At 63.5% G+C, this 20,643-nt stretch carries 18 protein-coding genes; 14 read left to right on the top strand and 4 right to left on the bottom strand.

All coding sequences use genetic code 11. The features are described from left to right. Positions 1-79: 79 nt before the first annotated feature. The 8 genes from puuE to PH586_RS16075 all read left to right on the top strand — a co-directional run bounded on the left by puuE (position 80) and on the right by PH586_RS16075 (position 9,126). Positions 80-1,024 carry an allantoinase PuuE gene (puuE, locus tag PH586_RS16110; protein WP_271348779.1) on the top strand — a complete coding sequence of 315 codons (945 nt, stop codon included), beginning with the start codon at positions 80-82 and terminating at the stop codon, positions 1,022-1,024. Next, positions 1,021-1,536: a 2-oxo-4-hydroxy-4-carboxy-5-ureidoimidazoline decarboxylase gene (gene uraD, locus PH586_RS16105; RefSeq protein WP_271348778.1), complete on the top strand. Its 516-nt coding sequence runs from the start codon at positions 1,021-1,023 to the stop codon at positions 1,534-1,536. The genes puuE and uraD overlap by 4 nt, the downstream gene beginning before the upstream one ends. Positions 1,537-1,575: 39 nt before the next feature. Beyond that, positions 1,576-2,568: an allantoicase gene (alc, locus tag PH586_RS16100; protein ID WP_271348777.1), complete on the top strand. Its 993-nt coding sequence runs from the start codon at positions 1,576-1,578 to the stop codon at positions 2,566-2,568. Between the two features lie 126 nt (positions 2,569-2,694). After that, positions 2,695-3,198: an ureidoglycolate lyase gene (locus PH586_RS16095; RefSeq protein WP_271348776.1), complete on the top strand. Its 504-nt coding sequence runs from the start codon at positions 2,695-2,697 to the stop codon at positions 3,196-3,198. A 48-nt stretch (positions 3,199-3,246) separates the two neighbouring features. Further along, positions 3,247-4,515, top strand: coding sequence for a urate hydroxylase PuuD (locus tag PH586_RS16090; protein WP_271348775.1), 1,269 nt, complete (start codon positions 3,247-3,249; stop codon positions 4,513-4,515). 193 nt (positions 4,516-4,708) lie between these two features. Continuing rightward, complete coding sequence (locus PH586_RS16085) at positions 4,709-6,259, top strand: cation:proton antiporter domain-containing protein (protein WP_271348774.1); 1,551 nt, start codon at positions 4,709-4,711, stop codon at positions 6,257-6,259. A 415-nt stretch (positions 6,260-6,674) separates the two neighbouring features. Then, positions 6,675-8,171 (top strand): nucleobase:cation symporter-2 family protein, encoded by a 1,497-nt coding sequence (locus tag PH586_RS16080; RefSeq protein ID WP_271348773.1) that lies wholly within the window; start codon positions 6,675-6,677, stop codon positions 8,169-8,171. An 82-nt stretch (positions 8,172-8,253) separates the two neighbouring features. Next, positions 8,254-9,126, top strand: a complete 873-nt coding sequence (locus PH586_RS16075) for an outer membrane protein OmpK (protein ID WP_271348772.1) — start codon at positions 8,254-8,256, stop codon at positions 9,124-9,126. A 121-nt stretch (positions 9,127-9,247) separates the two neighbouring features. Here PH586_RS16075 and PH586_RS16070 read toward each other — a convergent pair whose 3' ends face one another. From PH586_RS16070 to moaA, 3 genes are all read right to left on the bottom strand, one after another. Continuing rightward, the gene (locus PH586_RS16070) at positions 9,248-10,054 is read right to left on the bottom strand and encodes a methyltransferase domain-containing protein (protein WP_271348771.1); all 807 of its coding nucleotides are present in this window, start codon (positions 10,052-10,054) and stop codon (positions 9,248-9,250) included. A 224-nt stretch (positions 10,055-10,278) separates the two neighbouring features. Beyond that, entirely contained in the window at positions 10,279-11,094 is an 816-nt protein-coding gene (locus PH586_RS16065; protein WP_271348770.1) for a substrate-binding periplasmic protein, read from the bottom strand. 73 nt (positions 11,095-11,167) lie between these two features. Continuing rightward, positions 11,168-12,196, bottom strand: a complete 1,029-nt coding sequence (gene moaA / locus PH586_RS16060) for a GTP 3',8-cyclase MoaA (RefSeq protein WP_408636958.1) — start codon at positions 12,194-12,196, stop codon at positions 11,168-11,170. A 156-nt stretch (positions 12,197-12,352) separates the two neighbouring features. Between moaA and PH586_RS16055 the strand changes: the two genes are divergently transcribed. Then, positions 12,353-12,997, top strand: a complete 645-nt coding sequence (locus PH586_RS16055) for a TetR/AcrR family transcriptional regulator (protein ID WP_271348768.1) — start codon at positions 12,353-12,355, stop codon at positions 12,995-12,997. 205 nt (positions 12,998-13,202) lie between these two features. Here the strand turns inward: PH586_RS16055 and PH586_RS16050 are convergent, their stop codons facing one another. Continuing rightward, positions 13,203-13,643: a GlcG/HbpS family heme-binding protein gene (locus tag PH586_RS16050; RefSeq protein WP_271348767.1), complete on the bottom strand. Its 441-nt coding sequence runs from the start codon at positions 13,641-13,643 to the stop codon at positions 13,203-13,205. Between the two features lie 327 nt (positions 13,644-13,970). Here PH586_RS16050 and gcl point away from each other — a divergent pair, with 327 nt between their 5' ends. The 5 genes from gcl (at position 13,971) to pyk (ending at position 20,508) form a co-directional block, all read left to right on the top strand. Then, positions 13,971-15,746 (top strand): glyoxylate carboligase, encoded by a 1,776-nt coding sequence (gcl, locus tag PH586_RS16045; RefSeq protein ID WP_271348766.1) that lies wholly within the window; start codon positions 13,971-13,973, stop codon positions 15,744-15,746. A 62-nt stretch (positions 15,747-15,808) separates the two neighbouring features. Next, positions 15,809-16,591, top strand: a complete 783-nt coding sequence (gene hyi / locus PH586_RS16040; protein ID WP_271348765.1) for a hydroxypyruvate isomerase — start codon at positions 15,809-15,811, stop codon at positions 16,589-16,591. Positions 16,592-16,683: 92 nt separating this feature from the next. Then, the gene (locus tag PH586_RS16035) at positions 16,684-17,574 is read left to right on the top strand and encodes a 2-hydroxy-3-oxopropionate reductase (RefSeq protein WP_271348764.1); all 891 of its coding nucleotides are present in this window, start codon (positions 16,684-16,686) and stop codon (positions 17,572-17,574) included. 247 nt (positions 17,575-17,821) lie between these two features. Then, entirely contained in the window at positions 17,822-19,096 is a 1,275-nt protein-coding gene (locus PH586_RS16030) for a glycerate kinase type-2 family protein (RefSeq protein WP_271348763.1), read from the top strand. Continuing rightward, positions 19,093-20,508, top strand: coding sequence for a pyruvate kinase (pyk, locus tag PH586_RS16025; RefSeq protein WP_271348762.1), 1,416 nt, complete (start codon positions 19,093-19,095; stop codon positions 20,506-20,508). Before PH586_RS16030 ends, pyk begins: the two co-directional genes overlap by 4 nt. Positions 20,509-20,643 lie beyond the last annotated feature (135 nt).

The raw sequence follows: 20,643 nt of genomic DNA, 5'->3' as shown, positions 1-20,643 counted from the left end.
TACAATTACCCCATCACGGTCGCGTCCCTCGTCACCCGGGCTACGCAGTGACCGCAACACGCCAAGAAGGAAGACTGCAGTGAGCGCTGACTACCCACGCGACCTGATCGGTTACGCCAACAACCCGCCCCACCCGCACTGGCCCGGCGATGCGCGCATTGCCCTGTCGTTCGTCCTCAACTACGAGGAAGGCGGCGAGCGCAACGTGCTGCACGGCGATAAGGAATCCGAGTCCTTTCTCTCCGAGATGGTCTCCGCCCAGCCGCTGCAGGGCGAACGCAACATGAGCATGGAATCGCTCTATGAATACGGCAGCCGCGCTGGCGCGTGGCGCCTGCTCAAACTGTTCGACCAGCACGCGATTCCGTTGACCGTGTTCGCCGTGGCCATGGCCGCCCAGCGTCACCCCGAGATGATCAAGGCCATGGTCGCGGCCGGCCATGAGATCTGCAGCCACGGCTACCGCTGGATCGACTACCAATATATGGACGAGGCGCAAGAGCGCGAGCACATGCTCGAAGCCATCCGCATCCTCACCGCTATCACCGGCGAGCGTCCACTGGGCTGGTATACCGGCCGCACCGGGCCGAACACCCGGCGCCTGGTGATGGAGGAAGGCGGCTTCCTCTACGACTCCGACACCTATGACGACGACCTGCCCTACTGGGATCCGGCCAGCAGTGCAACCAGGCCGCACCTGGTGATCCCCTACACCCTGGACACCAACGACATGCGTTTCACCCAGGCCCAGGGCTTCAACACCGGTGATGACTTCTACCAGTACCTGAAAGACGCCTTCGACGTGCTCTACGCCGAAGGCGTGGCCGGGGCGCCGAAGATGCTCTCGATCGGCATGCACTGCCGCCTGCTCGGGCGCCCCGCGCGCATCGCCGCCCTGGCGCGCTTCATCGAGTACGTCAAAGGCCACGAGAAGGTCTGGTGCGCTCGCCGGGTGGATATCGCCCGCCACTGGCACGCCGCCCATCCCTTCTCCTTGAACCAGCAGCAAGAGAGTACGCAATGAGCCGTTTCCAAACCCTGACCCCATCCCGACTCAGCCGCGAAGACTTCGTCAAGGTCTTCGCCGACATCTACGAGCACTCGCCCTGGGTGGCCGAGAAGGCCTATGACCTGGGCCAGGACGCGAGCATCGACGAGGTCGACGGCCTGCACCAGCGCATGGCCGACCTGCTGCTCAGCGCCAGCCATGAGATGCAGCTGGCACTGATCAATGCGCACCCGGACCTGGCCGGCAAGGCCGCTATCCAGGGCGCGCTGACCGCCTCCAGCACCGCCGAACAGGCCGGCGCCGGCATCAGCGCCTGCACGGCCGAGGAGTTCGCCCGCTTCACCCACCTCAACGACGCCTACAAGGCCAAGTTCGGCTTCCCCTTCATCATGGCGGTGAAAGGCAGCAACCGGCACCAGATCCTCGCGGCCTTCGAGGAGCGTATCCACAACGCTCCGGAGCAGGAATTCGCCTGCGCCCTGGCCGAGATCAACAAGATCGCCCTGTTTCGCTTGCAGCAGCTCTAGCCCGCCACTCCCCGCCCTCACTGTTAAGGCAGACACGACATGAAAGCTTACGCCGTACCCTTCGAGAAATACGTCAACCTGGCCGACGCGCGCCTCGGCACCCAGGCCATCTCGGTCACCGACGACTGGTTCGCCGACGTCAACCGTTTGTTCCAACCGACCCCGGCGGTGTGGAAGGAAGGCGTGTTCGATGACAACGGCAAGTGGATGGATGGCTGGGAGTCGCGGCGCAAGCGCTTCGAAGGCTACGACAGCGCGGTGATTCGCCTCGGCGTGGCCGGCTCGATCAAAGGTGTGGATATCGACACCAGCTTCTTCACCGGCAACTTTCCGCCGTCGGCCTCGCTGGAAGGCTGCTTCGTCGCCGAAGGCGACCCGACTGAGAGCACCGCGTGGACTGAAGTACTGGGTGCGGTTGAGCTGCAAGGCAACCAGCACCACTACCACCCGATCGACAACGCCCAGGCCTTCACCCACCTGCGCTTCAACATCTACCCGGACGGTGGCGTGGCCCGCCTGCGTGTCTATGGCATCCCGTTCCGCGACTGGAGCCACGTCGGCGACAATGAGCAGATCGACCTGGCTGCGGCGCTGAATGGCGGTCGTGCCCTGGCCTGCTCCGACGAGCACTTCGGCCGCATGAGCAACATCCTCAACCCGGGCCGTGGCATCAACATGGGCGACGGCTGGGAAACCGCGCGCCGGCGTACCCCGGGCAACGACTGGGTGATCATCGCCCTCGGCCATGCGGGTGAAATCGAACGCATTGTCGTCGACACCCTGCATTTCAAAGGCAACTACCCCGACAGCTGCTCGATCCAGGGCGCGTTCGTCAAGGGCGGCACCGACAGCCAGATCGAAACCCAGAGCCTGTTCTGGCGTGACCTGCTGCCGAGCCAGAAGCTTTCGATGCACGCCGAGCACGAGTTCGCCGAGCAGATCAAGGCGCTGGGCCCGATCACCCACGTACGGGTGAACGTGTTCCCGGATGGCGGTATCAGCCGCCTGCGCCTGTTCGGAAAAATTAAATAGCCGTAGGAGGGGCTTTAGCCGCGATGCTGTTAAAAGCTCGCGGCTAAAGCGCAATGCCGCCCAGCCCCTCTCACAAAGAGCAAACGCGACACCGCATTTCCGACCTCAAAGAACAGAAGACCCACCATGCGCACACTGATCATCGAGCCCCTGAGCAAAGAAGCCTTCGCCCCCTTTGGTGACGTTATCGAAACCGAGGGCAGCGAATTCTTCATGATCAACAACGGCTCCACTCGCCGCTATCACAAGTTGGCCACCGTGGAGACCGCCCAGCCCGAGGATCAGGCGATCATCAGCATCTTCAGTGCCGAGGCGCTGGAGATGCCACTGACCGTGCGCATGCTGGAGCGACATCCGCTGGGCAGCCAGGCGTTCATGCCGCTGCTCGGCCACCACTTTCTGATCGTGGTCGCGCCAGTTGGCGATGCACCTGCATCAGAGTTAGTCCGCGCCTTCCGCAGCAACGGCAGGCAGGGCGTCAATTACCATCGCGGCGTCTGGCACCATCCGGTGCTGACGATCGAAAAGCGGGATGACTTCCTGGTGGTTGATCGCAGTGGTTCCGGCAACAACTGCGATGAGCATTTCTTTGATGAGCATGAGCAACTGCTGCTCGCTCCCCACCAATAAGAGAAGCCTGGCGCCGGCCTGCCGGCAGCGGGAAAAGAGGTACTGACTGTGGAAGCACATTTGACTGAGTGGCTGAATCTGGGCGTGCGCTGGATTCACATGATTACCGGTATCGCCTGGATTGGCGCATCCTTCTATTTCGTCTGGCTGGAAAACAACCTCAATCGGGTCAACCCGAAAGACGGTTTGGCCGGCGACCTCTGGGCGATCCACGGTGGTGGTATCTATCACCTGGAGAAGTACAAACTGGCACCGCCGAAAATGCCGGAGAACCTGCATTGGTTCAAGTGGGAAGCCTACTGGACCTGGATGTCCGGCGTAGCCCTGTTGATGGTGGTGTACTACCTCAACCCGAGCCTGTACCTGATCGCGCCCGGCAGCGACATGGCGCCGGCCATGGCGATTGCCATCGGCATTGGCTCACTTATAGCCGGCTGGTTCATCTATGACCTGTTGTGTGACTCGGCCCTCGGCAAGCAACCGGCCCTACTCGGCCTGGTGCTGTTCATTCTGCTGGTTGCCGCAGCCTTCGGCCTGAGCCAGGTGTTCAGTGGCCGTGGTGCCTACATTCATGTTGGCGCGATCATCGGTACCATCATGGTCGGTAACGTGTTCCGCACCATCATGCCGGCACAGCGCGCCCTGGTTAAGGCCATCGAAGAGCACCGGACGCCGGATCCGGCCCTGCCGGCCAAGGGCCTGCTGCGTTCGCGGCACAACAACTACTTCACCCTGCCGGTGCTGTTCATCATGATCAGCAACCACTTCCCGAGCACCTATGGCAGCAGCTACAACTGGCTGATCCTGGCGGGTATCGCAATCTTTGCAGTCCTGGTCCGCCACTACTTCAACACCCGCCACAGCAGCAACAAGTTCGCCTGGACCCTGCCAGTGGCAGCACTGGGCATGATCTGCCTGGCCTATGTCACCGCACCGGTGCGCCCGGCAGCCAATGCCATGCCGGTGGCCACTCCAGCCAGCCAGCCCGCCGTCAGTGTTGCCAAGGTAGAAGAAGTGCTCGCCCCCTCGGCTGAAGCGGCCCCAGCCGGAGTAGGCACTGCCTTTACCGAGGTCAACAGGGTGATCCAGGAACGTTGCAGCGTATGCCACTCGGCCACGCCGAGCAGCCCGATGTTCAGCGCCGCACCACTGGGTTTCATGCTCGACACCCCGCAGCAGATCAAGGCCCAGACGGCGAAGATCCAAGCCCTGGCCGTCGCCTCGCAGGTCATGCCGCTGGGCAACATCACCCAGATGACCCAGGCCGAACGTGACCTGATCGGCGCATGGATCGCCCAGGGCGCGCAGATCGAGTAAACAGCGCACCTGGACCGGCACCGCCGGTCCTTCGCTCTTTTAGCCCGCCTATGCGCGGGCTTTTTGTTAGCTGCCTGCACACGCCTGTCCGACTCTATTTGCACCCAAACGGCGCCACGCTAGACATGGCCTTCTGCTGGCCCGGTACAATGCCCAGCTCTAGCCCGATGCTTCACGCCGATAAGGACAGCCCATGATCGCAGCCACCTGGATCGCCTTCGCCTTCTTCATGGGCCTGGCAGTGCGCGCCATCGGCCTGCCGCCACTGATCGGCTACCTGGCGGCGGGCTTCGTCCTGGCGATTGTCGGCGAGCCCCTCGGCATAGGCCCGGGCGATAGTGCAGCGCTGGAACATATAGCCCACCTCGGTGTACTCCTGCTGCTATTCACCGTCGGTCTCAAGCTCAAGCCGAGCAACCTGATCAGGCGCGAGGTGATTGGCGGAGGGCTGCTGCACTTCGCCATATCGAGCCTGATTTTCCTGCCGGCCATCCTGCTGATCCTCGACCTGCCCTGGCAGGAAGGCCTACTGCTGGCCATCGCCCTCTCCTTTTCCAGTACCGTGCTGGCCGCGAAGGTGCTGGAGAGCAGGCGCGAGCTGCGCGCCTTTCACGGCCGGGTAGCCATCGGCGTACTGATCATCCAGGACCTGATCGCCCTGCTGGTGATGAGCCTGGCCAACGGCGACGCCCCTTCGCCCTGGGCGCTGCTGGTGTTCACCCTGCCCCTGCTGCGTCCGCTGCTGTACCGTTTGCTCGATGCCAGCGGTCACGAGGAACTCATGGTGCTGCTGGGGCTGCTGCTGGCGCTGGTGGTCGGCGGCTATGGCTTCGAGTCGCTGGGGCTCAGTTCCGAACTCGGCGCCCTGGCGTTTGGCGCCCTGCTGGCCAAACACAAGCGTGCCGTCGAGCTGTCCAACTCGCTGTGGGGCATCAAGGAAGTGTTCCTGGTTGGCTTCTTCCTGCAGATTGGCATCGGTGGCCTGCCGGACACCAATGGCATGATCTTCGCCGTGGTCATGTCACTGCTGCTACCGCTCAAGGGCATGCTGTTCTTCGGCCTGTTCCTGATGTTCCGGCTACGCGCGCGTAGCGCCTTTCTCAGCAGCATCAGCCTGACCAACTACAGCGAGTTCGGCCTGATCGTGGCCAGCGTGGTGCTGCCACAATGGCTCACCCCCCTGGCCATCAGCGTGGCCCTGTCCTTCGTCATTTCCGCGCAACTGAACCGCTTCGTCCACCCGCTCTACGAGCGCCTGGCCAGGCGCCTGATTCCGTTTGAACGCGACATCCGCCATCCCGACGAACAGCCGATCTCGCTGGGCGATGCACAGATCCTGATCATCGGCATGGGCCGCACAGGCCGCGCCGCCTACGATCACCTCAAGGACAAGGGCTTCAGGCTGTCCAGCCTGGACTCCGACCCGGGGATGATCGAATTGAGCGCCAAGGCCGGGCGCCGGGTGCAATTCGCCGACGCCGAAGACCAGGTGTTCTGGCAGAGCCTGGAGATGCCGGCAATCGAGGCGGTGATCCTGGCCATGAACGACCAGGAAGCCAAGATCATCTCCACCCACAAGCTGCGCGAACGCGGCTTCAAGGGACTGATCGTCGCCCACGCGCTGTATGAAGACATGGCCCAGCGCATTCAGGCCGCCGGCGCCGACCGCACCTACCTGACCATGAGCGAGGCCGGTACCGGCCTCGCCGAGCACGTCGCCCGCGGCCTCCGAACAGACGACTGAGCGGTTGTCAACAAACGCTCAGCCGAGCCCCGACACCATTCGCCAATCCCGCGGACACTCGCTACCGCCAGTGCACCCGGGCTGTTGGGCGCGTCGCAAGGCCTGACTGACGCTGCGCGCCGAGCGGAACCGACCCGGGTCGCCCTACGCCTCGGGCGAAATCGCGACATCGATATCCCCCGGGCGTGAGTAATACCTCATCTGCAGCGGCACCCGACTGCCAGCCATGACACCCGCTGCGCACCGCAGAAAATCTTGTACACAATAATAAAATAAATTGTTTCTAACCCTGTGACCAAATTGCTATAGTCGCAAATTCTGACCGAACAGACAGCTTATAGCGCCGATCAGACAGAGGCGCCGTGAAGCCTCGTGCAAGCCCATGACCATATAAAAACAACTGGCAGGCTCTGACATGACCACGACTCGCACTACCCACGCCCCAGCTCCGTCTGCGGCTAGCAACGACCTGATCTATCAACTCGATGATTGCCCGGCCTTTGTCCCGGCGCTCTTCGCCGCCCTGCAACACGTGCTGGCCGCCTTCGTCGGCATCATCACGCCGACGCTGATCATCGGCAGCGTGCTCGGCCTAGGCGCCCATGTGCCCTACCTGGTGAGCATGGCGCTGTTCGTCTCCGGCCTTGGCACCTTCGTCCAGGCCAAGCGCTTCGGCCCCATAGGTTCCGGCCTGCTGTGCCTGCAGGGCACCAGCTTCGGCTTCCTCAGCGTGATCCTCAGCGCCGGCTTTATCGTCAAGGGCCGTGGCGGCAGCGAGGAGGAAATCCTCTCGACCCTCTTCGGCGTGTGCTTTTGCGCCGCCTTCGTCGAGATCGCCTTCAGCCAGTTCATCAACAAGCTGCGCCGGGTCATCACCCCGGTGGTCACCGGCACCATCATCTGCCTGATGGGCCTGTCACTGATCAAGGTGGCGATGACCGACATCGCCGGCGGCTTCGGCGCCCCGGACCTCGGCGCGCTGCACCACCTGGCCCTCGGCGGCCTGGTGCTGGTCACCATCGTGGTATTCAACCGCTTCCAGTCCCAGTCGGTACGCCTCAGCGCGGTGATCGCTGGCCTGGCCCTGGGCTTCGGTGTGGCCTGGTACACCGGCCAGGTGGATTTCGCGCAAATGACCGAGGTACCGCTGGTCAGCGTACCGGTGCCGTTCAAGTACGGTTTCAACTTCGACTGGGTGGCCTTCGTGCCGATTGCCGTGATCTTTCTGATCACGCCGCTGGAGACCGCCGGTGACCTGACCGCCAACTCGATCATTTCCAAGCAGCCGGTGAGCGGCCCGCTGTACCTGCGCCGAATCAAGTCCGGGGTGCTGGCCGACGGCTGCAACTCGGCGCTGGCCGCCATGTTCAACAGCCTGCCGATGACCACCTTCAGCCAGAACAACGGGGTGATTCAGCTGACGGGTGTAGCCAGCCGCCACGTAGGCTTCTACATCGCCGCGCTCCTGGTCCTGCTCGGCCTGTTCCCGGCGGTCGGCGCGGTGCTGCAGCTGATGCCCAAACCGGTGCTGGGCGGCGCCACCCTGATCATGTTCGGCACCGTCGCCGTGGCCGGAATCAAGATCCTCACCGAGGCCGGTTTGCACCGCCGCAACGTGCTGATCGTGGCCATCTCCCTCGGCCTGGGCCTGGGCGTTGCTGCCGTGCCAGAGGCGCTGTCGCAGATGCCCGACGCCCTGAAAAACATCTTCGGCTCGCCGATCACCATCGGCGCCTTCAGCGCCATCCTGCTGAACTTCTTTCTGCCGGAAGAACATCAACCGCTGGCAGAGAACGACTACGAGCCCGAAGCCCATCTGCACAGCGTGCTGCAAAACCCGCGGCACGCCGAGCCCGACCAACCGTCGAGCGCTCCCGGCAATGGCCTGAGCCCGGCCAATCAGGCCGGCTGAATCACCCGTGCTGTGCCAATACCACCCTGCGGCTCGCCGCAGGGTGGTGACCCCTGCAAGTCCCAACAATAAGGAAAACCCGATGAATCTGAAGCATCTGCCTCACTGCATTGCGCTTTCTGCCGGCCTGCTGGCCGGCCAACAGGCCCTTGCCGGCGACATGCTGTACTGGCAAGACAACAGCCTGAGCTACCTCTACGGCAGCAACTTCCAGCGCCTCAACTTCAACAGTGGGGAACAGCGTTCGCAGACCACCTTCACCTTCGAGCACGCCAGCGGCTGGGCCTGGGGCGATGTCTTCTACTTCCTCGACTACATCGATGCCGATATCGAGCAGGCCCGCGGCAGCAACTACGGCAACCTCGAGGTCAAGGACAAGAGCGACTTCTACTACATGGAGTTCTCGCCGCGGGTCAGCCTCAGCTGGCTGACCGGCCAGGACCTGTCCGCCGGCCCGCTGAAGGACGTCAAGGCTGCCTTCACCTACGAGAAGGGCAACGGCGGCCCAGCTACCGAGAACTACCTGTACGGCCTGGGCTTCGACTGGGACGTGCCCGGTTTCACCTATCTGAAGACCAACCTGTACCGGGTCAAGATCAACAACCACATCTTCTTCGACCATGACTTCAAGGCCAGCGACGCGGGCAATGGCCACGCGACCCAATTGACCGTGGCCGGTGCCTACCCCTTCGCCATCGGCGAGCAGGACTTCGTGGTCGACGGCTACATCGACTGGCGCTCGCCCTCCAAGGATGCCGGCACCCAGACCTCGGTCGGCTCCTCGATCCAGGTCAAATGGGATGCGGGCAAGGCGCTGTTCGGCAAGGAACGCAAGCTCTACGTCGGCACTGAAGTGAACATGTGGCACAACAAATACGGGATCAAACCCATCGACGGTTCCACCGACGGTTTCGACCAGACCGCCGTACAGGCCCTGGTCAAGTACCACTTCTGACGGCAACGAACTGAACCACTGCCGGATAGGCGGCAGTGGCAAGGTAAAGGGCAAGCATGCCAGGCATGCTTGCCCTTTTTAATGCATCTTTTATGCGCCGCTCTCACCAGGCGCGGCCGGCCTACCTGGCCTTGGTTGCCCGCACGATATGCGCCGGCGAGTCGAACTGCACAATGCCATCCGCGGTGACATAGCGGCCAAGCGCCTGCTCCGCCTCGGCCAGTACCTGGGCGATGGTCGGCTCATCCAGAGTCACCCCCATCACCGGCAACCAGCCGCGCAGATCCGCCTCGACCATGGCGCCAATACTCGGAAAATGCGCGGTGCCGGTGTGGGTCACGATGTTTGGCGCGGCGATCCCAGCGTCGCAGAACAATGCCGCCAGCCGCTGCGGGTCGCCCAGGGCGAAAGGCGCGCGCATGGCGGCCGCCGCATCCTCACCGGCGATGCGCGCCAGCACGGCGACTTCCGCCGCATAGGCCGGGGTATGCGCCAGCGAATCCCACACGGCCACCGCCAGGTGGCCGCCCGGACGCGCGACCCTAAGCATTTCGCGCAGGGCTTGCACAGGGTCGCTGAAAAACATCAGGCCGAACTGGCTGATGACGGCATCGAAGTTGTGGTCGGCATACGGCAGGGCTTCGGCCAGCCCCACCTGCCAGTCGATCGCCGGCTCGAGCCGGGCGGCCACCGCCAGCATGCCGGGGTTGGCGTCCAGGCCGGCGACGGCGCCACCAGGGCCAACGCAGGCAAGCGCGGCCTGAGCCAGGACACCGGTGCCACAGGCGACATCCAGCACCCGCTCACCCGGCTGAATATTGGCGGCGGCGACCACCCACGGTGCCCACTCCTGAAACAGCGCCGGGACAAACAATGCCTGGTAGGCATTGGCCGCATCAATCTGAACTTGCAAGGCAGGATCGATCATTTCAGGGCCTCCTGTGCTGCACATCGCAACCTGGCGAGCAGAGCGCCTGGCTACTCTCATTGCAGACCAGCGGACGGCTAATCAGCCGCCCACCAAGCAAGATTCAGGCGAGCAATGGCCAGGCCGCGTCATGCCCTCTCCCTGCAAGCATAGAAGACTTGCGCCGTGCCAGCGGGCCGACCGGTCGCTTGCCACCCGTTGGCGGCTGGGGCCTGCGCGCCCCGCTACTCGGCAGACTTGGCCTTCTGCCGCTTGAGAAAGTCCACCTTCCACTGCTCCATGCCAATGAACTCGGAATCCAGGTTGGCCTCGACCCGGTATTGCGCCTTGAGCGCCGCCACCTCGGCCTGCTGCTCGACAAGGAAACGATCGAAACGCTGAAGCAACTGCGGATGCCGGAGGGTGGACAGGTGAAAGGTGCCGCGGGTGTTCGGCAACTTCGGATCGAAAACCAAGGCACCGGGACGAGCGCGGATGTTGTCGAGGTAATGGGTCGCCACCACCACATTGAAGTAGGCGCCGTCGACATCCTGCTTCAGCACCTGATGGATCATCTTGCGCAAATCCTCGCTGTAGGTCAGCTGGATCTGCTCGGCGTCGATACGCGCCTGATACCCCCAGGGGGTCCAGCCGTTAACCATGCCCAGGCGCTTGAGTAGCTCCACCGGCTGGCCCTGGCGTTCTGGCGCGACCAGCACGCCGTCGACATAGCCGACTACCGCCTGGCTGTAATGCAGATCCTTACCGGCCTTCTGCGCCTGCGCCCAGTTGCTGCTGTCGGGGTATTTGAAATCCACCTCGCCCTGCAACAGGGCCGACAACAAGCGTTTCACCGGCAACGGCTGGTAGCTCAACTGCACCCCACTGTGCCGGGCGAACAGATCGAACAGCTCGCGGGCAAAGCCCTGATACTGACCCTGACTGTCGACGCTGTAATGCGGCGCGAAGGCCATGTCCTCGACGCCGATGACGTAACTTTCGGCATGAGTAGCCGCACAGAACAGCACGGCGAACAAACTGCAGACGCGAGTAGGCTTCACAGCAACCCTCCAGGTTAATGTTGATGGGGTCTAACGGGTTCTTGGGGGCAGCGGGCGGCGGCTACCCAGGAACTCAGCCGCCGGTCATGCTCATGAAACGCAGCACCTGCACCTGCGCATCGGCCGCAAAGTGATGGCGCTCGGGCTTGAGTTGCAGGGCCTCGAGCAAGGCCTGGCGCAGACGCAGGCCGTCGCCTGGGTGACGGCGAATCAACGCCTTGAGATCAAGCGCATTGTCGTGGCCCAGGCACAGCACCAGCTTGCCTTCGGCGGTGACCCGCACCCGATTGCAGTCGCCGCAGAAGTTGTGGCTGTGGGGCGAAATGAAGCCAATCTGGGTATCGCTGCCGACCACTTGCCAGTAGCGCGATGGCCCGCCGGTCTGCTTGCTGCTGCGCACCAGCCCATGGCGCTGTGCGATGCGCGCCCGTACCTCGTCACTGGAACAGAAGGTGTCCTGGCGCTGGTGACTGGAGACGCTGCCCAGCGGCATCTCCTCGATAAAGCTGATATCCAGACCGCGGGCCATGGCGTACTCCACCAGGTCGAGAACCTCATCGTCGTTGCGGCCCTTCTGCACCACGCAGTTCAATTTGATCTTGCGAAAACCCGCCGCCCGCGCCACGTCGATGCCGGCCAGCACCTGGTCGAGCTTATCGCGCCGAGTGAAGGCGGCGAAGCGCTCGCGGTTCAACGAGTCGAGGCTGATATTCAAGCGCTTGACCCCGGCGGCGCGCAGTTGCGGCGCCAGCTGGGCCAGCTGCGAGCCGTTACTGGTGATGGCCAGGTCGTCCAGTTCCGGGCGCCGGCCCAGGCGACTCAACAGACTGAGCAGGTTCTTGCGCACCAACGGCTCGCCACCGGTGATGCGGATGCGCTTGACCCCCAGACCGATAAAGGCATCGGCCACGGCGTAGAGCTCTTCCAGGCTGAGAATCTGCGCACGCGGGGCGAAGACCATGTCCTCGCTCATGCAGTAGGTGCAACGGAAGTCGCAGCGGTCGGTAACCGACAATCGCAGGTAGGTGATGCGCCGACCGAAAGGGTCGAGCAGTTGCGCGTGGTCCACAGCGAGTCTCCTGCATGCAAGGAGTCGAGACATTATTGTTATGAAATTCAGGAGACAGATAGAAACAGAAATGCATTTTTTTGTACACAATAATCTGACCACAGGGTCAGCTTGAGCCGCGCACAACGCCGGTGCTACCATGCCCGACCGCCGCCCAGCGCCGGGTGGCACATGGAAGCACAGGGGCTTATGACCAGTATTCGCGAGCGCAACAGAGAGCTGATTTTGCGCGCAGCCAGTGAAGAGTTCGCCGACCAGGGTTTTGCCGCCAGCAAGACCAGCGATATCGCCGCCAAGGCCGGCGTGCCCAAGCCCAACGTCTATTACTACTTCAAGTCGAAAGAGAACCTCTACCGCGAGGTGCTGGAAAGCATCATCGAACCGCTGCTGGAGGCGTCGGCGCCGTTCAATCAGCCCGGCAAACCGGCGGAAGTGCTGACGGCCTATATCCGCTCGAAGATCCGCATTTCCCGCGAGCTGCCTTCCGCCTCCAAGGTATTCGCCAGCGAGATCATGCACGGCGCACCGCATCTGTCCACCGAACAGGCCGAGCAGCTCAACGCCCAGGCCCAGCACAACATCGCCTGTATCCAGCGCTGGATCGACCAGGGCCTGATGGCCAAAGTCGATCCGCATCACCTGATGTTCAGCATCTGGGCCGCGACCCAGACCTATGCCGACTTCGACTGGCAGATCGCCACTGTCACCGGCAAGGCCAGCCTGGACGACGCCGACTACGAAGCCGCCGCCCAGACCATCATCCGCCTGGTGATCAAGGGCTGCGAGATCGAGGCAAACCAGCCCAGCGCCTCCGAGCAGGTCACCCGCGCCTAGCCTGAGCCTGAGCCTGAGCCTGAGCCTGAGCCTGAGCCCTGTTGTGCGCCCTCCTCTGGGCTAAGCGCGAGCATAAAAAACGCTGAATGCCTGCAAAGCATTCAGCGTTTTTTGTAGCTGCCCGCACTGCCCGCGGGCGCAGTGGGCGGCGCTTTAGCGGCGAACGGTCAGAATTCTCGTCGCGGCTAAAGCCTTTCCCGCTGGCTCAGGCCGCGCCCCCGGCATCGGCCTTGAGCCCCACCGACTCCACCGCGCCAATCGCGCACTGCTCGTCGATGTCCGAGGTGTCGCCGGTGATACCGATGGCGCCGATCACTTCGCCCTGCTCATCACGAATCAAGACACCACCCGGCGCCGGCACCAGCTTGCCGTCGGCCAGGTTATTCAGCGCACCGATGAAGGCCGGCCGCTGCTGCGCGTCTGCCGCAATGGCTCGCGAGCCCTTGCCCAGCGCCACGGCGCCCCAGGCCTTGCCGATAGCAATCTGCGGGCGCAGCAGGCTCGCGCCGTCCTCACGCTGCAGACTGATCAGGTGGCCACCGCCATCGAGGATCGCCACGGTCAGGGGTGCCGCGCAAATTTCCCGGCCGATCGCCAGGGCGCGGTGGCTGATGTGGGTCGCGGTAATCAGGTTCAACGTGCTCATGAGTAGCCCTTCCTAAGAGTAATAGGTGAAACGAGGTGCCTGGCTGCGTAGTTGCCGGCCGCGCAGCCAGGCCATTCAAAGTCCGCCCAACTATCCCACCAGAAACAAAAAACGCAATAGCCAGATACAATACAAGTCTCGTTTGTATACATATATGCTCGTCGCTCGCCTTTCCCCCGGGGCATCCCCCCTCAAACACGCGTTTTAAAAGAGTTCTGCTCGAAGCGGCCTTAGTCCAGAAAAAATCTTGACCGCGAAGTCATGCTCTGAATAGAATCCATGCCAGATGTTTTGTATACAATTTGATAACAAATGAGGCACAAGCTAATGGCCAGAATGAGAGCAATCGAGGCAGCCGTACTGGTGATGCGCCGCGAAGGCGTTGACACTGCGTTCGGTATTCCCGGCGCCGCCATCAACCCCCTGTACGCCGCATTGAATAAAGTCGGCGGCATCGACCACGTCCTGGCTCGCCACGTTGAAGGCGCCTCGCACATGGCCGAGGGTTACACCCGCACCAACGCCGGCAACATCGGTGTGTGCATCGGTACCTCCGGCCCTGCCGGCACCGACATGGTCACCGGCCTGTATTCGGCCAGCGCCGACTCCATCCCGATCCTGTGCATCACCGGCCAGGCGCCGCGGGCGCGCATGCACAAGGAAGACTTCCAGGCCGTCGACATCACCAGCATCGTGGGGCCGGTAACCAAGTGGGCGACCACCGTAATGGAGCCGGGCCAGGTGCCGCGCGCCTTCCAGAAAGCCTTCTTCGAAATGCGCAGCGGCCGTCCGGGCCCGGTGCTGATCGACCTGCCGTTCGACGTGCAGATGGCCGAGATCGAATTCGACATCGACGCCTACCAACCCCTGCCACTGGCCAAGCCTACGACCAACCGGGTACAGGCCGAGAAGGCCCTGGCCATGCTCAATGACGCCGAGCGTCCATTGCTGGTCGCCGGTGGCGGCATCTTCAACGCCGATGCGGCCGACAAGCTGGTCGAGTTCGCCGAACTGACCGGGGTACCGGTTATCCCGACCCTGATGGGCTGGGGCGTGATTCCCGACGACCACAAGCTGATGGTCGGCATGGTCGGCCTGCAGACCTCGCACCGTTACGGCAACGCCACCCTGCTGGCGTCCGACCTGGTATTCGGCATCGGCAACCGCTGGGCCAACCGCCACACCGGCAGCGTCGAGGTCTACACCGAAGGGCGCAAGTTCATCCACGTCGACATCGAACCGACCCAGATCGGCCGGGTGTTCAACCCGGACCTGGGCATCGTTTCCGACGCCGGCGCCGCGCTGGATGCCTTTCTTGAGGTGGCCCGCGAGTGGCAAGCCGCTGGCAAGCTGAAGAACCGCAGCGCCTGGGTGGAATCCTGCCAGGAACGCAAGCGCACTTTGCAGCGCAAGACCCACTTCGACAACGTGCCGGTCAAGCCGCAGCGCGTGTACGAAGAGATGAACGAGTTCTTCGGCAAGGACACCTGCTACGTCAGCACCATTGGGCTGTCGCAGATCGCCGGCGCGCAGTTCCTGCACGTCTACAAGCCGCGCCACTGGATCAACTGTGGCCAGGCCGGCCCGCTCGGCTGGACCATTCCGGCAGCACTGGGTGTGGTCAAGGCCGATCCGAGCCGCAAGGTGGTGGCGCTGTCCGGCGACTACGACTTCCAGTTCATGATCGAAGAACTGGCCGTCGGCGCGCAGTTCAACCTGCCGTACATCCACGTGATGGTGAACAACTCCTACCTGGGCCTGATCCGTCAGGCGCAGCGCGGTTTCGAGATGGACTACTGCGTGCAGTTGGCCTTCGAGAACATCAACGCGCCGGAGCTCAACGGCTACGGCGTTGACCATGTTGCCGTGGCAGAAGGCCTGGGCTGCAAGGCCGTCCGCGTATTCGAGCCGAACGACATCCAGGCGGCCCTGGCCAAGGCCAAGGCGCTGATGGAAGAGTTCCGCGTGCCGGTGGTCGTTGAAGTGATCCTGGAGCGCGTGACCAACATCTCCATGGGGGTCGAGATCAACGCGGTCAACGAGTTCGAAGAACTGGCCGAGCGCGGTGCCGACGCACCGACTGCCATCTCCCTGCTGGATTGATGCAACCGTGGGGTGGAGTCGCGAAGCAGATCCACCCTACGCACCGAATAAAGGAACCAACCATGCCCCGTTTTGCTGCCAACCTGTCCATGCTGTTCACCGAAGTGGATTTCCTGGATCGTTTCGACGCCGCCGCCGCTGCCGGCTTCAGCGGTGTCGAGTACCTGTTTCCCTATGATTTTCCAGCCGAGGCGATCAAGGCCCGTCTGGATAGCAATGGCCTGACCCAGGTGCTGTTCAACCTGCCGGCCGGCGACTGGAGCAAGGGCGAGCGTGGTATCGCCTGCCACCCGGATCGGGTCGAGGAATTCCGTGCCGGCGTCGACCAGGCCATCGCCTACGCCCAGGTGCTGGGCAACAGCCAGATCAACTGCCTGGCCGGCATTCGCCCGTCAGGTTATGACGGCGCGAGCGTCGCGCAGTGCTTCGTCGACAACCTCAAGTTTGCCGCCGACAAACTCCAGGCCGCCGGCATCAAGCTGGTCATGGAAGCCATCAACACCCGCGACATCCCCGGCTTCTACCTGAACAACACCGAGCAAGCGCTGGCCATTCGCGAGCAGGTCGGCAGCAGCAACCTGTACCTGCAATACGACATCTATCACATGCAGATCATGGAGGGCGATCTGGCCCGTACCGTGGAGGCGAACCTCGCCGCCATCAACCATGTGCAGTTGGCCGACAACCCGGGCCGCCACGAGCCGGGCACCGGCGAGATCAACTACCGCTTCCTCTTCGAGCACCTGGACCGGATCGGTTACCAGGGCTGGATCGGCTGTGAATACAAGCCAGCCACCACCACCGCTGCCGGCCTCGGCTGGCTGAAGACCCATAACGCAGTTTGACCATACAGCGCTCGCAGGATGGGTGGAGCGAAGCGATACCCATCCTACGTAGCCAGGCCTCACCAGACATCACGACACCAGGAGAAAACCTCATGGCTAAAATCGGATTTATCGGTACCGGCATCATGGGCAAGCCCATGGCTGAAAACCTGCAGAAAGCAGGTCACCAACTGTTCCTCTCGACCCACCACGATCCGGCACCTGCTGACCTGCTAGCGGCAGGCGCAATCGCCCTGGCCAACCCGAAAGAAGTCGCTCAGGAAGCCGAGTTCATCATCGTCATGGTGCCGGACACCCCGCACGTTGAAGACGTGCTGTTCCGCAGCGCAGGCATCGCCGAAGGCGTTGGCCCGAACAAGGTGGTGATCGACATGAGCTCGATCTCGCCGAGCGCGACCAAAACCTTCGCCGAGAAGATCAAAGCCACTGGCGCGGCCTACCTCGACGCTCCGGTTTCCGGCGGTGAGGTCGGCGCTAGAGCGGCCTCGCTGAGCATCATGGTCGGCGGCTGTGAACAGGCCTTCGCGCGCGCCCTGCCGCTGTTCCAGGCCATGGGCAAGAACATCACCCGCGTCGGCGGCAACGGTGACGGCCAGACCGCCAAGGTGGCCAACCAGATCATCGTCGCCCTGAACATCCAGGCGGTGGCCGAGGCCCTGCTGTTCGCCGCGAAGAACGGCGCCGACCCGGCCAAGGTGCGCGAGGCCCTGATGGGCGGCTTCGCCGGCTCGAAGATCCTCGAAGTGCACGGCGAGCGCATGATCAAGGGCACCTTCGACCCGGGATTCCGCATCAGCCTGCACCAGAAGGACCTCAACCTGGCCCTGGCCGGTGCCCGCGAGCTGGGCCTGAACCTGCCCAACACCGCCAATGCCCAGCAGGTGTTCAGCACCTGCGCGGCCATCGGCGGCAGCAATTGGGACCATTCGGCGCTGATCAAAGGCTTGGAGCACATGGCCAACTTCAATATCCGCAGCGAGTGAGCAGAACCGTAGGATGGGTTGAGCCTGCGCTACCCATCGATAGGATCGATGCCTAAGTCGATGGGTATCGCTACGCTCCCCCCATCCTACCCAGCCGGTGGAATATCTGCCGGCAACCCTTTCGATCTGTCCGGCAGGCGGTGTCACGGCCTGACTGCCGGGTGGGTCGATTCTAGTGCGCAGCGCCCGCTCGCGGACGCTGCGCACTAGAATCGACATTGAATCCGCGATTACAAGAGAGCCTGTCATGTCCATCGATCCGCAAAGCCTGTTACGCGAGCTGTTCGCCAGCGCCATCGACGCCGCCCATCCGCGCCAGGTCCTGGCCGACTGCCTGCCGGCCGACCGCAGTGGCCGGGTCATCGTCATCGGCGCCGGCAAGGCCGCCGCGGCCATGGCCGAAGTGATCGAGCGCGAATGGCAGGGCGAAGTGACCGGCCTGGTGGTGACCCGCTACGAGCACGGCGCCAATTGCAGGCGCATCGAGGTGGTGGAAGCCGCTCACCCGGTGCCGGACGACGCCGGCGAACGGGTGGCGCGCCGGGTACTGCAGCTGGTCAGCCACCTGACGGAAAGTGATCGGGTGATCTTCCTGCTGTCCGGTGGCGGTTCCTCGCTGCTCGCCCTGCCGGCCGATGGCATCGGCCTCAAGGACAAGCAGGCGATCAACAAGGCCCTGCTCAAGTCCGGCGCCACCATCGGCGAGATGAACTGCGTACGCAAACACCTCTCGGCGATCAAGGGCGGCCGCCTGGCCAAGGCCTGCTGGCCGGCCAGCGTCTATACCTACGCGATTTCCGACGTGCCGGGCGACGAGGCCACGGTGATCGCCTCCGGGCCGACCGTGGCCGACCCGACCACCTCGGCCCAGGCCCTGGCGATCCTCGCCCGCTATCAGATCGAGATTCCGGCGAACGTACGCGCCTGGCTGCAGGACCCGCGCTCGGAAACGGTCAAGCCGGGCGATCCCTGCCTCGCGCGCAGCCACTTCCAGCTGATCGCCGCGCCGCAGCAATCGCTCGAGGCCGCTGCCGCCAGGGCCGAGGCCGCCGGTTTCACCACGCTGATCCTCGGCGACCTGGAGGGCGAGTCGCGCGAGGTGGCCAAGGTGCATGCCGGCATCGCCCGCCAGGTGGTCCTGCACGGCCAGCCGATCCAGCCACCCTGCGTGATTCTCTCCGGCGGCGAGACCACCGTCACCGTGCGTGGCAACGGCCGCGGCGGACGCAACGCCGAATTCCTGCTCAGCCTCACCGACAGCCTCAAGGGCCTGCCCGGGGTCTACGCCCTGGCCGGCGACACCGACGGCATCGACGGCTCGGAAGACAATGCCGGCGCCCTGATGACCCCCGATAGTTACGCGCATGCGGCCGCATTGGGCCTGAGCAGCAGCTTTGAACTGGACAACAACAACGGCTATGGCTACTTCGCCGCCCTCGACGCGCTGATCGTCACCGGGCCGACCCGTACCAACGTCAACGATTTTCGCGCCATTCTGATTCTCGAGAGCCAGCAAAAATGATCCCGAACAAGAAAGTAAAGATCCTCGCCACCCTCGGGCCGGCGATCAAAACCCAGGACGACATCCGCCAGTTGGTCGAAGCCGGGGTCAACCTGTTTCGCCTCAACTTCAGCCACGGCGAACACGCCGACCATGCCCAGCGCTATGACTGGGTTCGCGCAGTCGAGCAGCAGCTGAACACCCCGATCGGCATCCTCATGGACCTGCAAGGGCCGAAGCTGCGCGTCGGCCGCTTCGCCGAAGGCAAGGTCATGCTGGAGCGCGGTCAGACCCTGCGCCTGGACCTGGACAGCACCCCGGGCGACGCCCAGCGGGTCAACCTGCCGCACCCGGAAATCATCGAGGCGCTGCAACCGGGCATGAGCCTGCTGCTCGACGATGGCCGCCTGCGCCTGCAAGTCACCAGCAAGCAAAGCGATGCGGTGATCACCGAAGTCATCGCTGGCGGCGAACTGTCAGACCGCAAGGGCGTCAATGTGCCGGAGGCGGTGCTGCAACTGAGCCCGCTGACCGACAAAGACCGCCGCGACCTGGCCTTCGGCCTGGAGCTTGGCGTCGATTGGGTGGCGCTGTCGTTCGTCCAGCGCCCGCAAGACATCATCGAAGCGCGTGAACTGATTGGCGACAAAGCCTTCCTCATGGCCAAGATCGAGAAACCCTCGGCAGTGATCCACCTGGAAGAAATCGCCCGCCTGTGCGACGCGATCATGGTCGCCCGTGGCGACCTGGGTGTGGAAGTGCCGGCGGAAAACGTGCCACGCATCCAGAAGGACATCATCCGCACCTGCCGCCAGCTTGGTAAGCCGGTGGTGGTGGCCACGCAGATGCTCGAGTCCATGCGCTTCTCCCCGGCGCCGACCCGCGCCGAAGTTACCGACGTGGCCAATGCCGTGGCCGAAGGCAGCGACGCGGTGATGCTGTCGGCCGAGACCGCCTCCGGCGACTACCCGCTGGAAGCGGTGCAGATGATGAGCAAGATCATTCGTCAGGTGGAAAGCGGCCCGGACTTCCAGGCCCAGCTCGACGTTGGCCGGCCGCAGGCCGACGCCACCGCCTCCGATGCGATCAGCTGCGCGATCCGCCGGATCAGTTCGATTCTGCCGGTGGCCGCGCTGGTCAATTACACCGAGTCCGGTGCCAGCAGCCTGCGCACCTCGCGCGAACGACCGACGGCGGCGATCCTCAGCCTGACGCCGAACCTGAACACCGCTCGGCGCCTGACGGTGGCCTGGGGCATCTATTCGGTGGTCAACGAGCGCCTGCACAAGGTCGAGGAAGTCACCAGTACCGCCCTGGAAATCGCCCAGGCCCAAGGCATGGCCCAGCGCGGCGACACCCTGGTGATCACTGCCGGCGAACCCTTCGGCCAGCCCGGCAGCACCAACAGCCTGAGGATCGAAACCCTGCATTGAAGTCATAGGGCGATCCGGGCGGCGTTCGGCTGGGAGGCAGGGCGACTGCGCAGCGGAGCGACAACCTGCCATTTTTCTGCGCCGCCAGGCAATTCCACGGAGTACTGCCTGCAGCGAGTAGCGCCCTATGCCGCC

Origin of the sequence: Pseudomonas aestuarii (assembly GCF_027988105.1) — a bacterium.
Lineage (GTDB): Bacteria > Pseudomonadota > Gammaproteobacteria > Pseudomonadales > Pseudomonadaceae > Aquipseudomonas > Aquipseudomonas aestuarii.
This window is presented reverse-complemented; position numbering and strand designations above follow the sequence as displayed.